The sequence below is a fragment of the Arthrobacter sp. NicSoilB4 genome, assembly GCF_019977335.1.
In the GTDB taxonomy this organism is placed as follows: domain Bacteria; phylum Actinomycetota; class Actinomycetes; order Actinomycetales; family Micrococcaceae; genus Arthrobacter.
Genome location: NZ_AP024653.1, coordinates 1929673 through 1948490, shown reverse-complemented (window position 1 = coordinate 1948490; position 18818 = coordinate 1929673). Strand labels below are relative to the sequence as shown.

The following is an 18818-nucleotide window of genomic DNA, read 5'->3' as shown; positions in this document are numbered from 1 at the left end:
GGCAACGTGGCAACGTGCCATTGCTTCGCAGCGGGATCGTGTGCCAGCCTCGAAGTGATCCCGCCGCCGCGCGACGACGGGCGACAGAGAGGAGCACGGCATGGGACTCATCCATATCGACCTGTTCACCACGCTCGACGGCGTCGCGCAGGCGCCCGGCGGGCCGGACGAAGATCCTGACGGCGGTTTCGCGTTTGGCGGCTGGCAGGCACCCCTCCTGGACAAGGTGGTCGGCGAGCAGATCGACTCCGGGATGGAAGGGATGGACGCACTGCTGCTTGGGCGCCGGACCTACGACATTTTCGCCGCGTACTGGCCACACGCCGACGGGGCCATCGCGGGCCTGTTCAACCGCCTCCCGAAATACGTGGCCTCGCGCCAGACGCCGGACCTCGAGTGGGCCGGCTCAACGCTGCTCGGACCCGACGTCGTCGCCGGCGTGCGCGAAATACGCGAACGGCACGCCAACATCCACGTCATCGGCAGTCTCAACTTCGTACAAACGCTGTTCGCCGAGCGGCTCTTCGACCGGCTCACGCTCTGGGTGTATCCGATCCTCCTCGGCGGCGGGAAGAAAGTCTTCGCAGACGGGGTGGTCCCGACAAACCTCAGACTCATCGAGCCGGTGGTCACCTCACCGAAGGGTGCGGTGCTGCAACGATATGCGCTCGCCGATGGCACACCGGGCGTCGGCGATATGACGACCGGCGACCACTCAAGCTAGGGCCGGCACGGGCGGGAACAACGACTCCGAGGGCCTGGGCGACGCGCCCCGGGCCGCCTCAGACTGCGGCCCGGGCCTGCCGGAGGAAGGTGTCGAGGACCCTGCCAGCGTTCTCCTGCATGCGCCGGGATTCTTCGGCGGCATACTGCGAGCACTTGGGGCCATGAAGCCGTTCCCCCAGGTAGAGCAGAGCAGCCAGGACTTCTGAAAGCTCGGCATTTCCCTCGGCGCGCTGCCGCAGCAATCTCAAATGGGCGGCCTGCAGGGCTGGCCCCGGGGCGCAGCCCAGATCGCGGTCGAACAGGCGGCGGCAGCGCTCGTAGGCTGCCAGCCCCTCCACGGGAAGTCCGGCCTGTTCGTATCCGGCGACAAGAATGGTCCAGGCGCGTTCGTTGAGCGGTTCGGACTGGATGGCCGTCTGTGCCAGCGAAATGGTCACCTGGGGCTTGTCGAGGAAGGCAGCGGTTTCGGCTGCGAGGATCTGGGCTGCGACCTTCTCGGCAGCATGCCGCGTCCGTGCGTCCTCCGCCCAATCGGCCCCGAGCTCAAAGCCCAACAGCGGCTCATCGGCGAGCTCCAGGGCCTGTATGGCCAGCCCGTGGGCCTCGGCCGGAGCTGCCTGCCGGGCCGCATGGAGCAACTGCTGGAAATCCGTCAGGTCCAGCTCCACCAGCTGCGGATCCAGCACGTAGCCGCTGTTCGCGGTGCGCAGCGGCCCCGTCTTGGTATTGCCCGGCTGGATCGCCCTGCGAATACCGCTGATGTAGCTCTCCAGCGTGGCGACCGCGCCGCTGCTCGCCCGCGGTCCCCAGAGGAGTTCCACGAGGCGCGTCTTGGAGACAGGGGTGCCCAGATTCAGCAAGAGAATTTCCAGGATGTGCCGGGGCTTGCAGCCGCCCATGTCCGCGGCTGTCAGTACGGCACCATTTCTCCGGATTTCGAATGATCCGAACAGTCGGACCGAAATTGCCGGCGCGTTTTCGACCAAATTTCCCACATTGATCTCCGATTTCCCCATCTAAGACCTAATCCCTATTCGGAGAGTCGGAAAGAATTATTGGAACGACGCAAACGAGACCCATTTCCATCCGGCTTTCTAGGAAAACCGTGACACGCAAAACAGGGCACAACAAGCAATTGAGCTACCCGTTCCTTTACCATCAGGAAAGTCGAGTACAGCCTGGAGAGCCACCAAGTAACCTTCGAAAACAAATGTGAGTAGTCGGGTCTTGGGGCAAGTACCGCCGCCGTCGCGCTTCCGGGCGGACGTATGTACCCATCATTCCTCGGACATCTCCTCGGGAACGGCGGCTATCTTGATTTCCGCACCGTCACGCAGCACGGACAACTCCAGCGGTACGCCAATGGCCTCCGCAAAAAGCAGCCGTTGAAGACTCTCGGCATTTGAGACCGCCTTTTCGCCGACGCTGAGGAGCACGTCGCCCGGCCGGAGCCGTGCCCGCTCGGCAGGTGAGCCGGCCAGCACTTCCACCACCAGCAGCCCTTCGCGGCGTCCGGTCCGGACCACAGCGCTTGGCTGCAGCCGGACAGGGGTGTTGACAAGCCCGAGATAGGCCCGCCGGACGCGGCCGTCCTTCAGCAGGGCTGCAATGATCCGCCTGGACGTGGCGTTGACCGGAACAGCCAGTCCCAGTCCCGCCCCGGCCACTGCGGTGTTGATGCCGACGATCCTGCCCCGCGCGTCCGCGAGGGCTCCACCGGAGCTTCCCGGGTTGAGGGCCGCGTCGGTCTGGATGACGTCCTCGATCATGCGGCGGTTGCGGCCGGACCAGACGGGGATGGAACGGCCCAGTCCGCTGACCACGCCGGCCGTCACGGACCCCGAAAGTCCCAGCGGGTTCCCGACCGCGATGACCAGCTGCCCGACCTTGAGCGACTCGGCATCGCCGAGTTCCGCCGGGGCGGCGGTCGGGGCCCTTCCGTGCACAACGGCCAGGTCCGAGAGAGGATCGGAGCCCACCACGTCCACGGCTGTGCGTGTCCCGTCGGAATACACCGCGCTTCCTCCCTGGGCGCCGGCCACCACGTGGGCGTTGGTGAGGAGGTAACCATCGGAGGTGAACAGCACGGCAGACCCGGCGCCCGTGCGGAACCGGCCGTGCCTGCCGGTGCCGCCCACTTCGAGCGCGGCTACGTGCGGAGTCACGGCGGCGGCCACGCGGATGACCGTCGCGGAGTAGGAATCGAGGGGGTCCTCGGACGCCTCCGGTTCGGGGACCCGACTCCTCGCAGTGGCCACGGCGCACCTCCTGGCTGGTACTTATCTAAGTCAACCACCGACCCCTCGGGGGTAGTCCGGCGCCGCCTACGCCCTCAGAGAAATACTCCGGATGTCACGCCGCCCGGGCGGCAGTTCATCCGGCGGGCAATCCGCCGATAGGCTCAGTGAAGACCAGCCTCACAGCCACAGGAGAACCCACGTGAACCCAGCGAACGCCGCACCCGACCCGCTGCCTCCGCTGGGCCTGAGCTGGGGCATCAAGCGCAGCTTCATCGACTACATCGCCGGCCTGCCGGACGGGTCCGTTTCCGCGACCGCCGGGGCAACGGTGTCCGGATCCTCTCTTTTCTGCTTCAGCCCCGATCCGTCCGACTACGACGCCGCGCGCGGCACCGGCGTGCTGCGCTTCCGCGGGGACGTCCGGCTCGCCGGGCACCACGGCATGCTCCTGGTCCGGCTGCTGGACCCCTGGATCACCTTCACCTCCGGCAGTGGCGTGCTGTCCATCAGCACCGGCGACGGCCAGGACCGTACCGCCGTCGGCTTCCTCAGCCCTGCGAAACCGCGCGACGCCGACGGGTCGCTGGTCTGGGACCACGTCGACGTCGTCATTTCTCCCGAGGGGTCCGAACTGTTCGACGGCCAGTATGCGGCCGGGCAGCCGATGGATCCCCTGTTCATCCGGGTCGCCAGCTAGGCAATCGCCGGGCAGGCAAGAAAGAGTCAAGGGGAGAACATGGTGGAAATCGCAGACGCCGTCGAAGCAGCCTGCCAGCGCGTGCTCGCCGGCCTGGACCCTGGATCGGAGCCTGCGGACAAGGACGCGGCCGACTTCCGGCGCCGCCTGGATGCCCACCTTCCGGAGCTGGTGCGGCTGTTCCACAGTCTCTACAGGACCCGCGCGGACTGGGCGGACCAGTTGACTGCCCTGGTGCAGCACGCCGCCGGTTCGTGGGCGGACCGGCCGGCGGAGCTCAAGGCCCTCGACGCCGTCCGCGAGGAGAACAGCGGCTGGTTCCTGTCCAACGAGATGCTCGGCGGGGTCTGCTACGTCGACCGGTACGCCGGGAACCTGGACGGTGTCCGCGCCCGGATCCCGTACTTCAACGAACTTGGCCTCACGTACCTGCACCTGATGCCCCTCTTCCTGGCGCCCGAGCCGCACTCCGACGGCGGCTATGCAGTCTCCAGCTACCGCGAAGTCAACCCCGGCCTCGGCACCATGGAGCAGCTGCAGGCCCTTGCAGCCGAGCTCCGGGCAAACGGCATCAGCCTGGTTGTCGACTTCATCTTCAACCACACCTCCGACGAACACGAGTGGGCCCGGAAGGCGTCCGCCGGGGATCCGGCCTACAGCGACTACTACTGGCTCTATCCCGACCGGACCATGCCTGACGCGTTCGAGGAACAGGTGCGGGAGATCTTCCCGGACGATCATCCGGGCTCGTTCGTACGCATGCCGGACGGGCGCTGGGTCTGGGCCACGTTCCATACCTTCCAATGGGACCTGAACTACTCCAACCCGGAGGTGTTCCGGGCCATGGCCGGTGAGATGCTCTTCCTGGCCAACCAAGGCGTCGACATCCTCCGGATGGACGCCGTCGCCTTCATCTGGAAGCAGCTCGGAACACCCTGCGAGAACCTGCCGGAAGCACACCTGCTGCTGCGTGCCTTCAACGCCGTGTGCCGGATCGCGGCACCATCGCTCCTGTTCAAGTCCGAAGCGATCGTGCACCCCGACGAGGTGGCGCAGTACATCGACCCGGCAGAATGCCAGCTCTCCTATAACCCGCTGCAGATGGCTCTGATCTGGGAAGCCATGGCCACTCGGGATATTTCCCTGCTGGCGCAGGCGCTGGAACGGCGGCACAACATCCCGGAGTCCACATCCTGGGTGAACTACGTCCGGAGCCACGACGACATCGGCTGGACGTTTGCCGACGAGGACGCCGCAGAGCTGGGCATCAACGGCTTCGACCACCGGAGGTTCCTGAACTCCTTCTACGTCAACCGCTTCCCGGGCAGCTTTGCCCGGGGTGTCCCGTTCCAGGACAACCCCCGGACCGGTGACTGCCGCATTTCCGGCACGACGGCGTCGCTCTGCGGGCTGGAGGACGGCACCGGCCACGCGGTGGAGCGCATCCTGCTGGCCCACTCGGTCGCGTTCAGCACCGGCGGCATCCCGCTGCTCTACCTTGGCGACGAAGTGGGTCAGGTCAACGACTACGACTTCGCCCTTGAGGACGGCCACGGCAGTGACAGCCGTTGGGTCCACCGGCCGCACTTCCCCGCCGCCCGGTATGCCCGGCGCCATGACGCGTCCACGCCGGAGGGGGCGGTGTTCGCCGGGCTCCGGAACATGATTGCCGTCCGCTCCCGCACGCCGGAGCTGGCCGGAACGCGGCTGCTGGATTTCGCCACCAAGAACCCGGGTGTCCTCGGTTACCAGCGGCCCGGCGACGGAACCCGGATCCTGGCGCTGGCCAACTTCAGCGACCTTGCCCAGGCCGTGGCGGCGATGACGCTCTCCGGGTTCGCCGTAGACGCCGTCGACATCCTTGCCGGAACGCCCGTCAGCCTCGCCCAGGGGCTTGTGCTCGAACCCCGGCAGTTCGTCTGGCTCAGGGTAACGCCGCTGTCCTGATGCCGCTGTCTTGAAACGCACAAAATGACCGGCCGCACACTGGTTGAGGAGAGAGTGCGGCCGGTAGCCTGTTCGGAATTTCGTCTTGGACCAACTGTGCACCAAGTCACCTGAGAGGACGCTGAGAAGGCATTTACTGAAGCGTGCACCGGAGAATCTCCCGGGACGGTTGTCCATGGACCGTGGGTGCCGCATTCTTGAACCATGGACAAGCCCGCGTCCACTGCTGCGTCCGGCCGGTCCCGCCGCCGGCCCAGCTGGGGCCTGCGCAAGCGGTCGACGGCGGCCGCCGTCGCCGTCGTTGCTTTTGCCCTGCTGATCGGTGGCATCATATGGATCGCGTTGTTGCAGAGCACCCTCACGGCCTCGCTCGACACGGCTTCCCTTCGGAAGGCACAAAACGTGATCGTTGAGCTGGCTGACCATGAAGTCGAGGATGCGGCGGAATACATCCGGCAGACGGGCGACGCCGGCCAGTACGTCCAAATCATCGACGCCTCAGGGCACGTGGCGGCCGCCTCCGATCCCAAGGCCGAACAAGTGCCCCTGACCGGGCTGCGTCCCACGCCGGGACAGACCCAGGCACAGGATGTCTCGAGCCTTCCGAACATCGGCAACGATGACGACTTCCACGTGGTCGCAGCCGGTGTCCAGGTCGGTTCCGCGCCCTACACAGTGGTGGTGGCCTCCTCGGTGCAGGTCCAGTCCGACACCGTGATCACCGTGGCCTGGTTCCTGCTGGCGGCGACGCCACTGTTGCTGGCCATCGTTGCTGTCTCTGTGTGGCTGCTGGTGGGCCGCTCGCTGAAGCAGGTCGAAAGGATCCGGGGCCAGGTCGCCCGGATCAACGCCGATCACCTTGATGGCCGCGTCGACGTTCCGCGCACCAACGACGAACTCGAGGCACTGGCCCTGACCATGAACATGATGCTGGAGCGGCTCCAGGCCTCAGACCGCGAACAGCGCCGCTTCGTCTCCGACGCAAGCCACGAACTGCGCAGCCCGCTGGCCACCTTGAGTGCCGGCGTCGAGATCGCGGCGGCGGACCCTTCCGGAGCGATGTGGACCCAAATGAAGGATGTCCTTGCCGGCGAAACCGACCGCATGCGCTATCTGGTGGAGGACCTGCTGACACTTGCCAAGGCCAACGACGGAGGGTTCACGATCGAGGACGCTGAAGTGGACCTTGATGACGTCGTTGACCAGGAGATCAGGCGGCTGCGCTCGGCGAGCCGGCATCAGGTCACCGCCGAGATCACCCCCGTCCGGATCCGGGGCGACGCCCGGCGCATCGGCCAGGTCCTGCGGAATGTCCTCGACAACGCCGAACGGCACGCGCTGTCCCGGATCCGCGTCGCGCTGCGCACCACGGACGCCGGTGCCGTGATCACGGTCGACAACGACGGCGACCCTGTCCCCGAGGCGGACCGCGCACGGATCTTTGAGCGCTTCGTCCGGCTCGACGAGAGCCGGTCCCGGGAAGGTGGCGGAAGCGGTCTGGGCCTGGCGATTGCGGCCGGGATCATGTCCGCCCACCGGGGCACCATCCTGGCCGCCGAAGGTCCCGCCGGTGAATGCCGCTTTGAAATTACTTTCCCGGTGCCCGATCCGGCGGCTCCGGTGAAGAACGAGGGCGCGGAACTTGCTCCGGCGCAGGAATCTGGTCGGCGCTGAGCTGGTAGCCCATCCCCCGCACCGTGGCCAGGCTGCGGACGCCGAACGGGGCGTCAATTTTGCGCCGCAGGTAACCGATGTACACCTCCACGACGTTGTCCCCGCCTTCGAAGGCCGAATCCCAGACGTTGTCGAGGATCTCTGCCTTCGACACCACCTGGTCGTGCCGGCGCATCAGGTAGTGGAGCAGCCCATATTCGCGGGCGGTCAGGGGGATGTCAGAACCCGCCCGGCGGACGCGGCGGGTGACCGGGTCGATCGACAGGGTCCCCAGGGTCAGCACCACAGGCCGCTCCGGCGCCCCGCGCCGGATCAGGGCACGGATTCGGGCCACGAGGACCAGGAAACTGAAGGGTTTGGTCAGGTAGTCGTCAGCACCAAGGTCAAAGGCATCCGTCTGGTCATATTCGCCGTCCTTCGCCGTGAGCATCAGCACCGGGGTCCAGATCCCGCGGCGGCGGAGTTCCTTGAGCACATCGTAACCGTTCATGAGCGGCAGCATGAGGTCCAGCAGGATGGCGTCATAGGAGGACTCGGTCGCGGACGACAGGCCGCTGACGCCGTCGTGGGCCAAGTCCACAACGAACCCTTCATTCACGAGTCCGCGGCGGACGGTGTCGGCGAGGTGCCGTTCATCCTCCACCATCAGAATCCTCATCGCGGGACTCCTCTCCTCAGACACAGTATGGCGCCTTCGGCGCCTCCGTGGGGCGCCGCGAGGAGAGACCGGCGCCGGAGGGTTCCTAGACGTCCCCGCGGGCGCGCGCAACCTGGGAAGGGGGACCGAACAGCCAGCCGGAGACGTCGGAGCGCAGGACAAAGTGGGGTCCCCCGGTGGCACTCACGCTGCCGGTGGGAACGTAGTACCCGCGTCCGGCCCCCGGACCTCCGGCTGCACGGTCCAGTGCTTCAGTGAGGTGCCTCGGCAGATGCCCCGAGGGGCCAAGGGCCCGCAGGCCGTCGAATTCTTCCGGCGTGAGCCGTCCGAGCACTGCAGCGATATCGGCCATCATGTATTCCTTCCGGCTGATGGTGCCTAAGGGACCAGCCTAGGATCACGCCGTGAACGGCAGATTAACTCCGGAATACGATCACCGAACACGTGCCGGGGCCGGGCGCCGGCACGAGGTTCCCGCTCCAACCGCACGGGTGTCATGAGGGTCACTGCCCGCAGTCCCCCTACACCCAGCAAATTAACGGGTGGATGCTGTACCGTTCAATCCCGGGAAACCCAGACCAACGGAATCGAGAATCAACCAGGTGGCAACCGACTATGACGAAGTCCGATCCGACGTTGCGGAATCACGCAACGCCTCGCTAGAGGCCCTTCGCTCCGCGAACGCACCGGACGCCCGCAGCGTCACCCGTGAGCTTGACGAGGCTGACACCTCCGAAGGCGTGGAGCTGCCGGGCGCCGACCTGTCCGGCGAGGAACTGACGGTCACCGTCATTCCGCAGAAGGAAGACGAGTTCACGTGCTACTCGTGCTTCCTCGTCCGGCACCGCTCGCAGCTCGCCCGCGAAAAGGCTGGCCACTCGTACTGCGCTGACTGCATGAGCTAACAGCCCTTCAGCTTCACATTTCCGCAACAAGGGCTCCGGGAATGCCATGCAGGGCACGTTCCTATACGCTCCTCAATGACGATTCGGCGCGTGCCGGCACGTAGCCGGAGGCGGAAACCATGCGGGACTGGACCACGACGCCGGAGGACCCTCCTCCGATGGTGGCTGAGGGCGCGGCCGATGGCCGGCTCCTCATCGACAGCTCCGGCACCGGCAAGACCGGTACCGGAGCTGTCTCCGTTGGAACCGAAGCCCAACGCCCAAGGCGCACCTGGAGCATTAAGACTGAATGGTCCCGAGCCTTCGCCCTGATGCTGGTGGCGCTGCTCCTCGGCGCGGTGGCAACGATTGTCGGGGTCAGGGCCGTGGCGGACCAGGTTCGGGAGACGTCCGCCCAGCTGCAACGTGAATCGGCTGCCGTCGCGGGCCTGCGATCCGCCCTGGACGCCCATGAACAGGCCGGCCATCGGCTCTTGTCGAATGCGCAGGCCGACCGGGCAGCGTTCCTCCAGCAGCAACAGGACCTCTCCCGCCGCTTCGAGGACGCCATCATTCTCCTCCCGGCCGAGCGGGACATGCGGGCCACCGCAAGCCAGGCCCGCGACGAGTGGCAGGACGGCCTCGCCGAACACGGCCTGTGGGGCAGCCAACTGCAGTCCCTCACGGGAGTCCGCGCGGCCGACTCCCCCGGCCTCTCCGCGTCCGGCGCCGGCGTCCGCGCCCTGCTGGACAGGATCCAGCGGTCGGCCATCGAAGCGATGGACTCCGGCCTGGCTTACAGTGCCGAACTCCAGCAGATCGTGATCGCGGCCCGCAGCGCCTTGTTCGGACTTGCCGCGGCCGGCGTCGTCTATTTCCGTGCCAGGATCGTGAAATTTTTGATCCGGCCGGTGGAAGCCCTGCACCGTGGGGTTATCAGCCTGCAGTCAGGCAATTACAGCCACCGCATCGACGTCGTCCGCCGTGACGAACTGGGCGAGCTGGCCGAGGCCTTCAATTCCATGGCGGCCGCCGTCCACAACAGCCACCTGACCCTGACACACCGCGCCACCCATGATCCCCTGACCGGCCTCGCCAACCGTGCAGCGCTCACGGAGCGCCTTGCGTCCTCCTTCAAACCCGGCGCTGAGCCAGGGTCCCGGCACGAGGGACTGCTGATCATTGATGTCGACGACTTCAAGGACGTTAACGACTCCCTCGGGCACGAAGGCGGCGACGCGTTGCTGATCCAACTGGCGGGACGGCTGCAGGGCTGCGTGCGGGCCCACGATCTCGCCGCCCGCCTCGGCGGTGACGAGTTCGCGATCGTGGTCGGGGACGACGCCGACGGGTCCGCCACCGCCGGGATCGCGGAGCGGATACATGATGCGCTGCGGGCACCGTTCACCGTCGGCGACATCCGCCTGAAGGTTTCAGTGAGCATGGGCGCTGCGCAGCGCCGCCGCGAAACCGGCGATCCCGCCGAACTGCTGCGGCAGGCAGACTTCGCGATGTACATGGCCAAGCAAGGCGGGAAGGGACGCTACCAGCGCTTCGACGCCGAGGGCTATGGCCGGATGGCGCGCCGCACGGCACTCCGGGCCGATCTAGCCGCCGCGGTAACCCAGCGGCAGCTTCGGCTCGACTACCAGCCCGTGGCCGATCTGCGCACCGGGGAAATCCTGGGCGTCGAGGCGCTGGTGCGCTGGCACCACCCGACGCTGGGGAGCCTGGACCCCGCCGAGTTCATTCCCCTCGCCGAAGAAACCGGAGACATCGACGCAATCGGCTGCTGGGTGCTGAGCACCGCCAGCCGGCAAGCCGCCCGCTGGCGTACCTCCATGAGCCACTGCGAGGACCTCTGGGTCTCCATCAACCTCTCCACCCTGCAGTTGCCCAGCCCCCGGAACCTGTCCGCGATCGAGGCCATCCTGGCCGACCCCGCTGCGCAGGCGGACAAGGTGGTGCTTGAAGTCACCGAAACGGCGTTGGCCAGCAGTGTAGACGGCGGCATCACCGCCCTCAACCGGCTGAAGGGCTTCGGCGTCCGGATCGCCATCGACGACTTCGGAACCGGTTATTCCTCGCTGAGCGCCCTGGCCGAACTTCCCGCGGACATCCTCAAGATCGACCGGTCATTCCTCTCCGGGAATGCCTCCGACGCGCCGTCTGCCGCCATGCTTGAAGGCATCCTCGGACTGGCGTTCAAGCTCAACCTCGAAGCGATTGCCGAAGGCATCGAGGACCCCGGGCAACTGGACCTGGTGCGCGGACTGGGCTGCCGGCTGGGGCAGGGTTACCTGCTGGCCCGGCCCGGCCCCGCTCCGCTGATCGAGGCCCTCCTGGCCGCACGGACCCGCCTGAAGCCGCAGGCCGGGGCGAACCCCTCAGACGCCTGAGTCAGCCCGCCGGCCGGCTTTGAGCAAACGCAAGCCGCTTGCCAGGACACCGACGTGGCTGAAGGCCTGGGGGAAATTCCCCAGGAACTCACCCGTGTCCGGGTGGATTTGCTCGGGCAGCAATCCCAGCGGATTGGCACGGTTGCAGAGGGTCTCGTACAGCTCATACGCCTCATCGATCCGCCCCTGGCCGGCGAGGTTGTCCACGAGCCAGAAGCTGCACAACAGGAACGCGCCCTCGCCCCCGGGAAGACCGTCGGGGGACACCTCAGGGAGGTACCGGTAAAGCAGGCCGTTGCCGGCGTCGAGGTCCTCGGCAATGGCCTTCGTCGTGGAGACCATCCGCGGATCGTCGAAGGCTATGACATTGCGGACAGGCAACGTCAACAGCGCGGCGTCCAGGCCGCCCGTCCCTCCGAGGTTTTCAGTGAAAGTCTGCCGCTCGGAGTTCCACGACTGCGTCAGCGCGGCTTCGCGGATTTCCTTGGACGCGGCTTCCCATCTCCCCCTCGGATACGGCAGCCTGTGCCTTCGGGCAATCTGGATCGCACGGTCGACGGCGACGTAACAGAGCGCCGCCGAGTACGTGAACGGGCGGCCCGCTGACCGGATTTCCCAGGGGCCGCTGTCAGGCGTCCGCCAGCGGGCGATTGCCAGTTCCACGATCGGGACCAGCGCCGCCCACAGCTTCTGGTCCACCCGCCCGCCACTGTCTGACCACTGATAGGCGATGTCAATGATCTCGCCATAGACGTCGTGCTGCAGCTGGTGGATGGCACCGTTCCCCCAGCGGACCGGGGCCGAGCCGCGGTAACCCCTGAGCAAGGGGTCCTGGACCTCGTCAGGGGGCTGGGAACCGTCCAGTGCATACATCACATGCGGTGCGCCGTCCCTTTCGACGTTCGTCAGCACCCAGGCGAGAAAAACGTCAGCGTCGCTGGGATCACCGATGCGGCGGAACACGTAGTTCGAAAATGACGCGTCCCGCACCCAGGTGTAGCGGTAGTCCCAGTTCCGCGGCGCGCCGGGCCATTCCGGCAGTGACGAGGTGGCCGCTGCCATGATGGCACCCGTCTCTGCATGATCCAGCAGCTTGAGGGTCAGGGCAGAGCGCTTCATCAGTTCCGCCTGCGACCCTTGGCAGTCCAGTCCGGACGCCCAGCGCCTCCACGCCGCAACCGTCTGGTCGATCAGCTTCCTCGTGTCCGGATGCTGCCGGAGCCGGAAGCGCCCCGACCAGTGCAGGGCGGCCGTGAGGGTCTCCCCGGCCCGCAGCGTCAGCTCCGCGGAGAGCCCGTCTCCGTCCGGAGCCAAAGCCACTGAAGACCACAAATAGACTTCCGATACCAGCCCGCCCTCCCACGCGAAGCGCCAGCCGCCTGCGAGCTCGTCAAAACGGACCCCGGCCTTCGGCACCAGCCGGATGCGGAGGCGCACGTCGCCGCCCACCGCCTGGACGTGCCGCAGAAGTTCACTCCGGCCCGCGGGCACGGGTTCCACCAGGTCAGCGCCGGAACGCAGTGTCAGGCAGTCAGTGATCTGGAGCATGCCGCGGTCCGAGGCCAGAGTGGTGACCAGGACACAGGAGTCCTCCATATAGCGCTGGGTGGACGCCCGGATGGAGACGGGGGCAATTTCGAAGACGCCACCGTTTTCCGCGTCCAGGATTCCGGCCAGGAACGGCGGGCTGTCGAATTCGGGAATGCAGAGCCAGGCTATTCCGCCGTCGCGTCCCACGAGGGCGCACGTGGACCCATCGCCGATGAGACCATGGTCCTCGATGGGCAAGTACCCGTCCCGGCGAACTACCTCGCGCATCTGCGCCGCAGGGAACACTGCTGCGGACTCCTTCAAGCTGCCCGTGTCTTCCGCTATCCATTTTCCACCTGTCCGGCCCCGGAAACCACAGCTGCGACCGTGTGCCGGCGGCCGGCGTGACCGGGTTCAGGGTCAGTGTTCAGTCGCGGGGGCGGAGGCGCGCGTTCGGTAGCGGGGGCGCAGGCAACGGCGCCGGTTCTCCCGCGGGAAATGTGCCGAACCGCCGGTCCGCGGATCCTGCCCCGGCGGCTGCGGGCACATCCTCCGCGCCGATTTCCGCCTGCCATTGGGCGCGGTACCCGACAATTTCCTCATGGCTGCGCCCCACGAAGTTCCACCACATCACGATCTTCTCGCCTAAGGGCTCGCCTCCGATCAGGAGCACACGCAGGGGCTCGTCGCCGGCCGCCAGGCCCACGGACGTGCGCCCTGCCGGCAAATAGGCGAGATGGTCCTGCCCGACCGGGTGGCCGTCGACCACGAGGGTCCCCGTGTCAACCAGCAGTCCGTGCTCAAAGGACGGATCCGTGGCCAGGTCCAGGGCGGCTCCGGCCTCCAGCAGGATCTCGGCACCGAGCAGCGGCGTGTGGGTAGTGACCGGCGACGTGGCGCCGGCAAGGGATCCCAGAAATACCCGCAGGGTCCAGCCCGGTCCCGTCAGTGGCTCGGGTCGGTAGTGCTCGAACGTCGGCTCCATGTGGCGTGCCCGGTCGGGCAGCGCTACCCACAGCTGTGCACCGTGCAGCACGTCGGTCTCCGGAGTGGAAAACTCCGAGTGGCTGATGCCGCGTCCGGCCGTCATCAGGTTGACTTCGCCGGGCCGCACGGCCGCGTGGAACCCCGCCGAGTCGCGGTGCTCGATCTCACCGCTAAACAGCCAGCTGACCGTTTGGAGTCCGGTGTGCGGGTGCCGCGGCACCTGCATGCCCCCAGAACCGCCCACCCGGTCCGGGCCGTAATGATCCAGGAAGCACCACGCACCGATGAGGCTCCGCTGCCGCTGCGGCAGGGTCCTTTTGACATCCATCGCCCGCGGACCGCCCAGCGGGACCTGGCGGGGAACCAGGATTTCGACGCCGGCGCCGTCGTCCTCGGTCTCGCAAAGAATCTCCTGAGGGGCCACCTCGGTATTGCTCATGGCACCAGCCTAGCGATCCGGCATCGGTTCCCGCACCCACTGCAGGCGTCATGATGGAGTCATGAGCATCCCCGAGTCACCCGTCGCGATCGCCGTTGGCGAATCCACCGTATCGGGCGTCTATGCCCGCCCCGAGAAACCGTCCGCCACCCTGGTGGTCGCCCACGGTGCCGGAGCCGGCATGGAACACCCGTTCCTGGCCGGATTCACCCGCGCCCTCAACGAACTGGGCATCGCCACGCTCCGCTTCAACTTCCCGTACTTTGAAGCCGGCCGGAAGTTCCCCGACAGGCCCCCCGCTGCCGTAGCTGCCTGGCGCGCGGCCATGGCCGAGGCCGCGGCCCGGTCCGGGGGCGAGCCACTCTGGGCAGCGGGCAAATCCTTCGGCGGACGCATGGCCTCCATGGCGGTCGCCGTGGGGATGCCGGCGGCGGGACTTGTCTACCTTGGCTACCCGCTCCATCCCCCGGGCAAGCCGGAGAAGGTCCGTGACGATCACCTCTACGGACTGACGCTGCCCATGCTCTTCCTGCAGGGAACACGCGACCCGTTCGCCACGCCCGAGCTGCTGGAGGCCGTCGTCGCAAAGATCGGCCCCTCAGCGACGCTGGAGTGGCGCGACGGCGGCGGCCACACCTTCGACGTCGCCGGAACCAAACGCAGCGCGGAGGAAGTCGGTGCCTCGCTGGCCGGGGCTGCGGCGGCCTTCATCACCGCGCACGGCCCCGGCTGAGGCGTCAGCGGCCCCACGCCCCAAGCAGACTCAGGCTCAGACGGACTCAGACCCACGCGGTCCGGCGCAGCGGCGGCTCTGCGCCGCCGGGCCGCTGCACGAGGATCTGGTTGACGCCGGTCATGCCCGACTCGAAGCCCAGGGCGCTGGCAGCCATGTAGAGCCGCCAGACCCGCGCCCGCCCTGCCCCGGCCAGCTCCACGGCTTCACTCCAGTGTTCTTCGAGGTTCTGCACCCAGGCCCGGAGGGTGAGCGCGTAGTGCCGGCGCAGAGCCTCGACGTCGAGGACTTCCAGTCCCCCGCTCTCGAGCGCCCCCACCATCTCCGCGAGGCCGAGCATCTCGCCGTCGGGGAACACGTAGCGCGGAATAAACGAGTCCGGATCCGGCGCGGTGGGCCCTGCGTTCCAGGAAATGGCGTGGTTGAGCAGCCGGCCGCCGGGTCGGAGTAGCCCGTACAGCTTGGTGACGTAGGCGGGCATTTGCTCTCGGCCCACATGTTCGGACATGCCGATGGAACTGATCGCGTCAAAGGGCCCGTCGTCGACGTCGCGGTAGTCCTGGACGCGGATGGATACCCGGTCCGTCAGGCCGGCCTCGGCCACCCGTTTTCCCGCCATGGCCGCCTGTTCACCGGAGAGCGTCACGCCCACGACCTCGACGCCGAAATTCCGGGCCGCGTGCAGGGCGAAGCTCCCCCAGCCGCATCCGACGTCCAGCACCCTCATCCCCGCTTGCAGTCCCAGTTTCCGGCAGACCAGATCGATTTTGGCCTCCTGTGCCGCCTCCAGGGAGGTCCGTTCCTCGTCCCATACCGCGCAGGAGTAGACCATGGACGGGCCCAGCACCAGCGCGTAGAAGTCATTGCCGACGTCGTAGTGGTGGGAAATGGCCGCGGCGTCCCGCTTCCGCGTGTGCCGCCGGCCGGCGCGGACGAGCTTTGCTTCCTCCGGCGGGGGCGCCGGGTTGGGTCCCAGGGCGCCGAGCAGGGCCGCGTTCCTGAGGATTGTCGCAATTTCGCGGACCGTGGGCCGGCGGAACGGACCGGGTTCGGCGAACTTGCCGGTGGAACTGAGGGCGGCGAAGCTGGCGAAGACGTCGCCCGGAGCGTCGATGTCCCCGGCAACGTAGGCGCGGCTGAGGCCCAACTGCCCGGGCGACCACAGCATCCGGCGCAACGCCCGCCGGGACCGGAACTCGATGACCGGCGCGCCGGCCGGACCGGCTTCCGAGCCGTCCCAGGCTTTCAGCCGCAGCGGCACACCCTCCGTACCCAGGACGATGGCGAGCACTTCAGCAAGCCGTGGCGCCGCCCCAGTCTGTTTCGTCATGATCATGTCCTCTCTTCCGATGCGATAGTCCGGTTCCAATCTATTTCGAGGCACGGCGGGAAAATAGGGGCCGGATGGCCCTGACGTCCTTCCGTTCCCGCTTCCGGGAGTCCGGGGGTCCGGGGCCAACGACTCTGGCGTTCCCCCGGACCGCACGCCTATCGTCGTAGCCATGACTGAAGCACTTTCGTCTCTCGCGGAGACATTCAAAAACGTGGGTGTATCCCGGGCCTATGGCCCGGCCATCAAAGTGGACGGGGAGGAACTGATTCCGGTGGCCCTGGTGTCGTTCGGCTTTGGCGGTGGCGGAAACTCCGGCGCCGGAACCGCAGCCGTCGACAGCAGCCAGGACAGCGCGGCCGGCGGCGGGGGCGGGGGCTTCGTTCTCCCCCTGGGTGTCTACTCCCGCAACGGAAGCGGGCATGTGACGTTCCGGCCCAACACCATCGCGCTGCTGGCCGGTTTGGCGCCGCTGGTTTGCGCCGTCGGGTACACCGTCCGGGGGATTCTCCGTGCCCAGCGGCGGTAGGATTCTCTGACGACGACGTCGAAGGAGACCAGGTGGAAACGATGCGGGACACTGACGTACCGCAGTGGTGGGCAGAGCTGGGGCTTCCGGGGCTGATCGACATCCACACACATTTCCTCCCGGAACGGATGCTGCAGCGGGTGTGGGCGCACTTCGATGAGACCGGTCCGCTGATCGGCCGGCCGTGGCCGATCACGTACCGTTCGGACGAGGCGAGCCGACTGGCCCAACTGCGCCAACTCGGGTTGCGGCATTTCACGGCACTGACCTACGCGCACCGCCCCGGCATGGCAGCGGACCTCACCAATTTCGCCCTCGATCTGGCCGCAACAGAACCTGACTGCGTCCCGAGCGCGACGTTCTACCCCGAAGAAGGTGTCCTGGACCAGGTCCGGTCGGCTTTGGACCGCGGTGCGCGGGTATTCAAGATCCATGCGCAGGTGGGCGGATTCGATCTGCGCGAGCCAATCCTCGACCCGGTGTGGGGGCTCCTGGCCGAGACCGGCGTTCCGGTTGTGGTCCACGTCGGCAGCGGCCCGGTGCCGCGGCCCGGCTTCACCGGCCCGGACAAGCTCGAGGGCGTGATGCGCCGCCACCCTCAGCTGACCGCCGTCGTCGCCCATCTGGGGGCACCGGAGTACGCCGAGTTCCTGGACCTGGCCGATCGGTATCCCCGCGTCCACCTGGACACCACGATGGTCTTCACGGATTTCTTCGAGGCGGCCGCGCCCTTCCCGCCTGAGCTCCTGCCACGGCTGGCCGGAATGCCGGACAGGATTGTGCTCGGCAGCGACTTCCCGAACATCCCCTACCCCTACGCCCACCAACTGGAGGCGCTGGAACGCCTCCGGGACAAGGAGCCGCGCCTCGACGACGACTGGCTGCGCACCGTCTGCTGGTTCAACGGCCAGCGCCTGCTGGACGTTTAGCCCGCTCCAGGGAACTAATCCTTGTTCTTGGCCCGGCTGGGCTGCACGCGCATTGGCTCGCCGGGCATCTTCGGGAAATCCGGCGGGAAGGGCATCTCCCCCAGTCCGGCCGCAAGATCCCGCTCCCACCATCCCAGGAGGACGTCGATGGTTCCCGGCTTCGAATGCATGGCCGCCCACGGGTCTCCCGTGGCCTTGAGCCGCTGCGGCACCGTGGCGACTGTGAAGTCCTTGGTGGTAACGTGCTCCAGCTCCTCCCAGCCGATCGGGCAGGAAACGGTGGCACCTGGCAGGGCACGCGGGCTGTAGGCCCCTGCCATGGTGCGGTCGCGGTTCGCCTGATTGAAGTCGACGAAAATCCGTGTGCCGCGCTCCTCCTTCCACCAGGCGGTGGTCACGTTCTCCGGCATCCGCCGCTCGAGTTCGCGGGCAGCCGCGATCACGGCATGGCGCACGTCGAGGAACTCACGGGTGGGTTCGATCGGCGCGAACACATGGAGTCCCCGGTTGCCGGAAGTCTTAATAAAGGATTCCAGCCCGGCCTCTGACAGCACGGACCGCAGTTCCTGCGCCGCGGGAACCGCCTCCTCGAACCCGGTGCCGGGCTGCGGGTCCAGGTCGATCCGGAGCTGGTCGGGATTGTCCGGATTGCCGGCCCGTGACGCCCATGGGTGGAAGACCACGGTATTCATCTGCACCGCCCAGACCGCGGCGGCGATCTCGTCAATCACGAGCTGGGGATGGGAGCGGCCGCTGGGGTAGACCACCATGACCGAGCGCACAAAGTCCGGGGCGCCCCGCGGCGGGTTCTTCGAGAAGAACTGTTCGCCGTCAATGCCGCCACCGAACCGCTGGAGTGTGACGGGACGGTCACCGTTCGCCGCCAGGAAAGCGTCCCCGACGTCGATGATGTACCGGGCAAGGTCCAGCTTGGTGAGCCCGAGCTGCGGCCACAGGACCCTGCCGGGGCTGGAGATCCTCAGCTCCCGGTCTCCGCTGGGGCTGCTTACAGTGACGCTTGCTTCTTCCTTGGCCATGGGGACAAGGTACTCCCAGTCAGGAAACAAACTGAATAGGCAGGACGGCGGGATCGCACCCCGCCTGACCTCGGAGGAC

The 18818-nt window shown here is 67.2% G+C and carries 17 protein-coding genes; 9 read left to right on the top strand and 8 right to left on the bottom strand.

All coding sequences use genetic code 11. The annotated features are described in order from the left end of the window. The first annotated feature begins 100 nt into the window (after positions 1–100). Entirely contained in the window at positions 101–724 is a 624-nt protein-coding gene (locus LDO13_RS08755; RefSeq protein ID WP_224049599.1) for a dihydrofolate reductase family protein, read from the top strand. Between the two features lie 58 nt (positions 725–782). On the opposite strand, the gene LDO13_RS08750 is transcribed toward LDO13_RS08755, so the two are convergent. Together LDO13_RS08750 and LDO13_RS08745 are read right to left on the bottom strand one after the other, a co-directional pair. Then, positions 783–1625, bottom strand: coding sequence for a BTAD domain-containing putative transcriptional regulator (locus LDO13_RS08750; RefSeq protein WP_224049598.1), 843 nt, complete (start codon positions 1623–1625; stop codon positions 783–785). Between the two features lie 378 nt (positions 1626–2003). Then, a complete protein-coding gene (locus tag LDO13_RS08745; protein ID WP_224049597.1) occupies positions 2004–2984 on the bottom strand; it encodes a trypsin-like peptidase domain-containing protein in 981 nt (326 codons plus the stop codon). A gap of 181 nt (positions 2985–3165) precedes the next feature. Here LDO13_RS08745 and LDO13_RS08740 point away from each other — a divergent pair, with 181 nt between their 5' ends. From LDO13_RS08740 to LDO13_RS08730, 3 genes are all read left to right on the top strand, one after another. Next, positions 3166–3663: an HtaA domain-containing protein gene (locus LDO13_RS08740; protein ID WP_224049596.1), complete on the top strand. Its 498-nt coding sequence runs from the start codon at positions 3166–3168 to the stop codon at positions 3661–3663. A gap of 39 nt (positions 3664–3702) precedes the next feature. Then, positions 3703–5610: an amylosucrase gene (locus tag LDO13_RS08735; protein WP_224049595.1), complete on the top strand. Its 1908-nt coding sequence runs from the start codon at positions 3703–3705 to the stop codon at positions 5608–5610. A 204-nt stretch (positions 5611–5814) separates the two neighbouring features. Then, positions 5815–7284, top strand: a complete 1470-nt coding sequence (locus LDO13_RS08730; protein WP_224049594.1) for a HAMP domain-containing sensor histidine kinase — start codon at positions 5815–5817, stop codon at positions 7282–7284. Here the strand turns inward: LDO13_RS08730 and LDO13_RS08725 are convergent. After that, the gene (locus LDO13_RS08725; protein ID WP_224049593.1) at positions 7199–7942 is read right to left on the bottom strand and encodes a response regulator transcription factor; all 744 of its coding nucleotides are present in this window, start codon (positions 7940–7942) and stop codon (positions 7199–7201) included. The two genes, LDO13_RS08730 and LDO13_RS08725, sit on opposite strands and share 86 nt — an antisense overlap. Positions 7943–8027: 85 nt before the next feature. Beyond that, positions 8028–8297: a hypothetical protein gene (locus LDO13_RS08720; protein WP_224049592.1), complete on the bottom strand. Its 270-nt coding sequence runs from the start codon at positions 8295–8297 to the stop codon at positions 8028–8030. Between the two features lie 247 nt (positions 8298–8544). On the opposite strand from LDO13_RS08720, the gene LDO13_RS08715 reads away from it, so the two are divergent. Then, complete coding sequence (locus tag LDO13_RS08715; protein WP_056426952.1) at positions 8545–8847, top strand: DUF4193 domain-containing protein; 303 nt, start codon at positions 8545–8547, stop codon at positions 8845–8847. Positions 8848–8966: 119 nt separating this feature from the next. Next, positions 8967–11225: an EAL domain-containing protein gene (locus LDO13_RS08710; RefSeq protein ID WP_224049591.1), complete on the top strand. Its 2259-nt coding sequence runs from the start codon at positions 8967–8969 to the stop codon at positions 11223–11225. On the opposite strand, the gene LDO13_RS08705 is transcribed toward LDO13_RS08710, so the two are convergent. Together LDO13_RS08705 and LDO13_RS08700 are read right to left on the bottom strand one after the other, a co-directional pair. Beyond that, on the bottom strand, positions 11214–13079 hold the full coding sequence (locus LDO13_RS08705; protein WP_224049590.1) for a glycoside hydrolase family 15 protein: 1866 nt from the start codon (positions 13077–13079) through the stop codon (positions 11214–11216). The two genes, LDO13_RS08710 and LDO13_RS08705, sit on opposite strands and share 12 nt — an antisense overlap. Positions 13080–13182: 103 nt before the next feature. Then, complete coding sequence (locus tag LDO13_RS08700) at positions 13183–14181, bottom strand: pirin family protein (RefSeq protein ID WP_224049589.1); 999 nt, start codon at positions 14179–14181, stop codon at positions 13183–13185. Between the two features lie 61 nt (positions 14182–14242). On the opposite strand from LDO13_RS08700, the gene LDO13_RS08695 reads away from it, so the two are divergent. Continuing rightward, entirely contained in the window at positions 14243–14914 is a 672-nt protein-coding gene (locus LDO13_RS08695; protein ID WP_224049588.1) for an alpha/beta family hydrolase, read from the top strand. 46 nt (positions 14915–14960) lie between these two features. Here the strand turns inward: LDO13_RS08695 and LDO13_RS08690 are convergent, their stop codons facing one another. Beyond that, the gene (locus tag LDO13_RS08690; protein ID WP_224049587.1) at positions 14961–16244 is read right to left on the bottom strand and encodes a class I SAM-dependent methyltransferase; all 1284 of its coding nucleotides are present in this window, start codon (positions 16242–16244) and stop codon (positions 14961–14963) included. Positions 16245–16416: 172 nt separating this feature from the next. On the opposite strand from LDO13_RS08690, the gene LDO13_RS08685 reads away from it, so the two are divergent. Together LDO13_RS08685 and LDO13_RS08680 are read left to right on the top strand one after the other, a co-directional pair. Beyond that, entirely contained in the window at positions 16417–16773 is a 357-nt protein-coding gene (locus LDO13_RS08685) for a hypothetical protein (RefSeq protein ID WP_224049586.1), read from the top strand. Between the two features lie 41 nt (positions 16774–16814). Further along, positions 16815–17702 (top strand): amidohydrolase family protein, encoded by an 888-nt coding sequence (locus LDO13_RS08680; protein WP_224049730.1) that lies wholly within the window; start codon positions 16815–16817, stop codon positions 17700–17702. Between the two features lie 14 nt (positions 17703–17716). Here LDO13_RS08680 and ligD read toward each other — a convergent pair whose 3' ends face one another. Beyond that, a complete protein-coding gene (gene ligD, locus LDO13_RS08675) occupies positions 17717–18739 on the bottom strand; it encodes a non-homologous end-joining DNA ligase (RefSeq protein ID WP_224049585.1) in 1023 nt (340 codons plus the stop codon). Positions 18740–18818 lie beyond the last annotated feature (79 nt).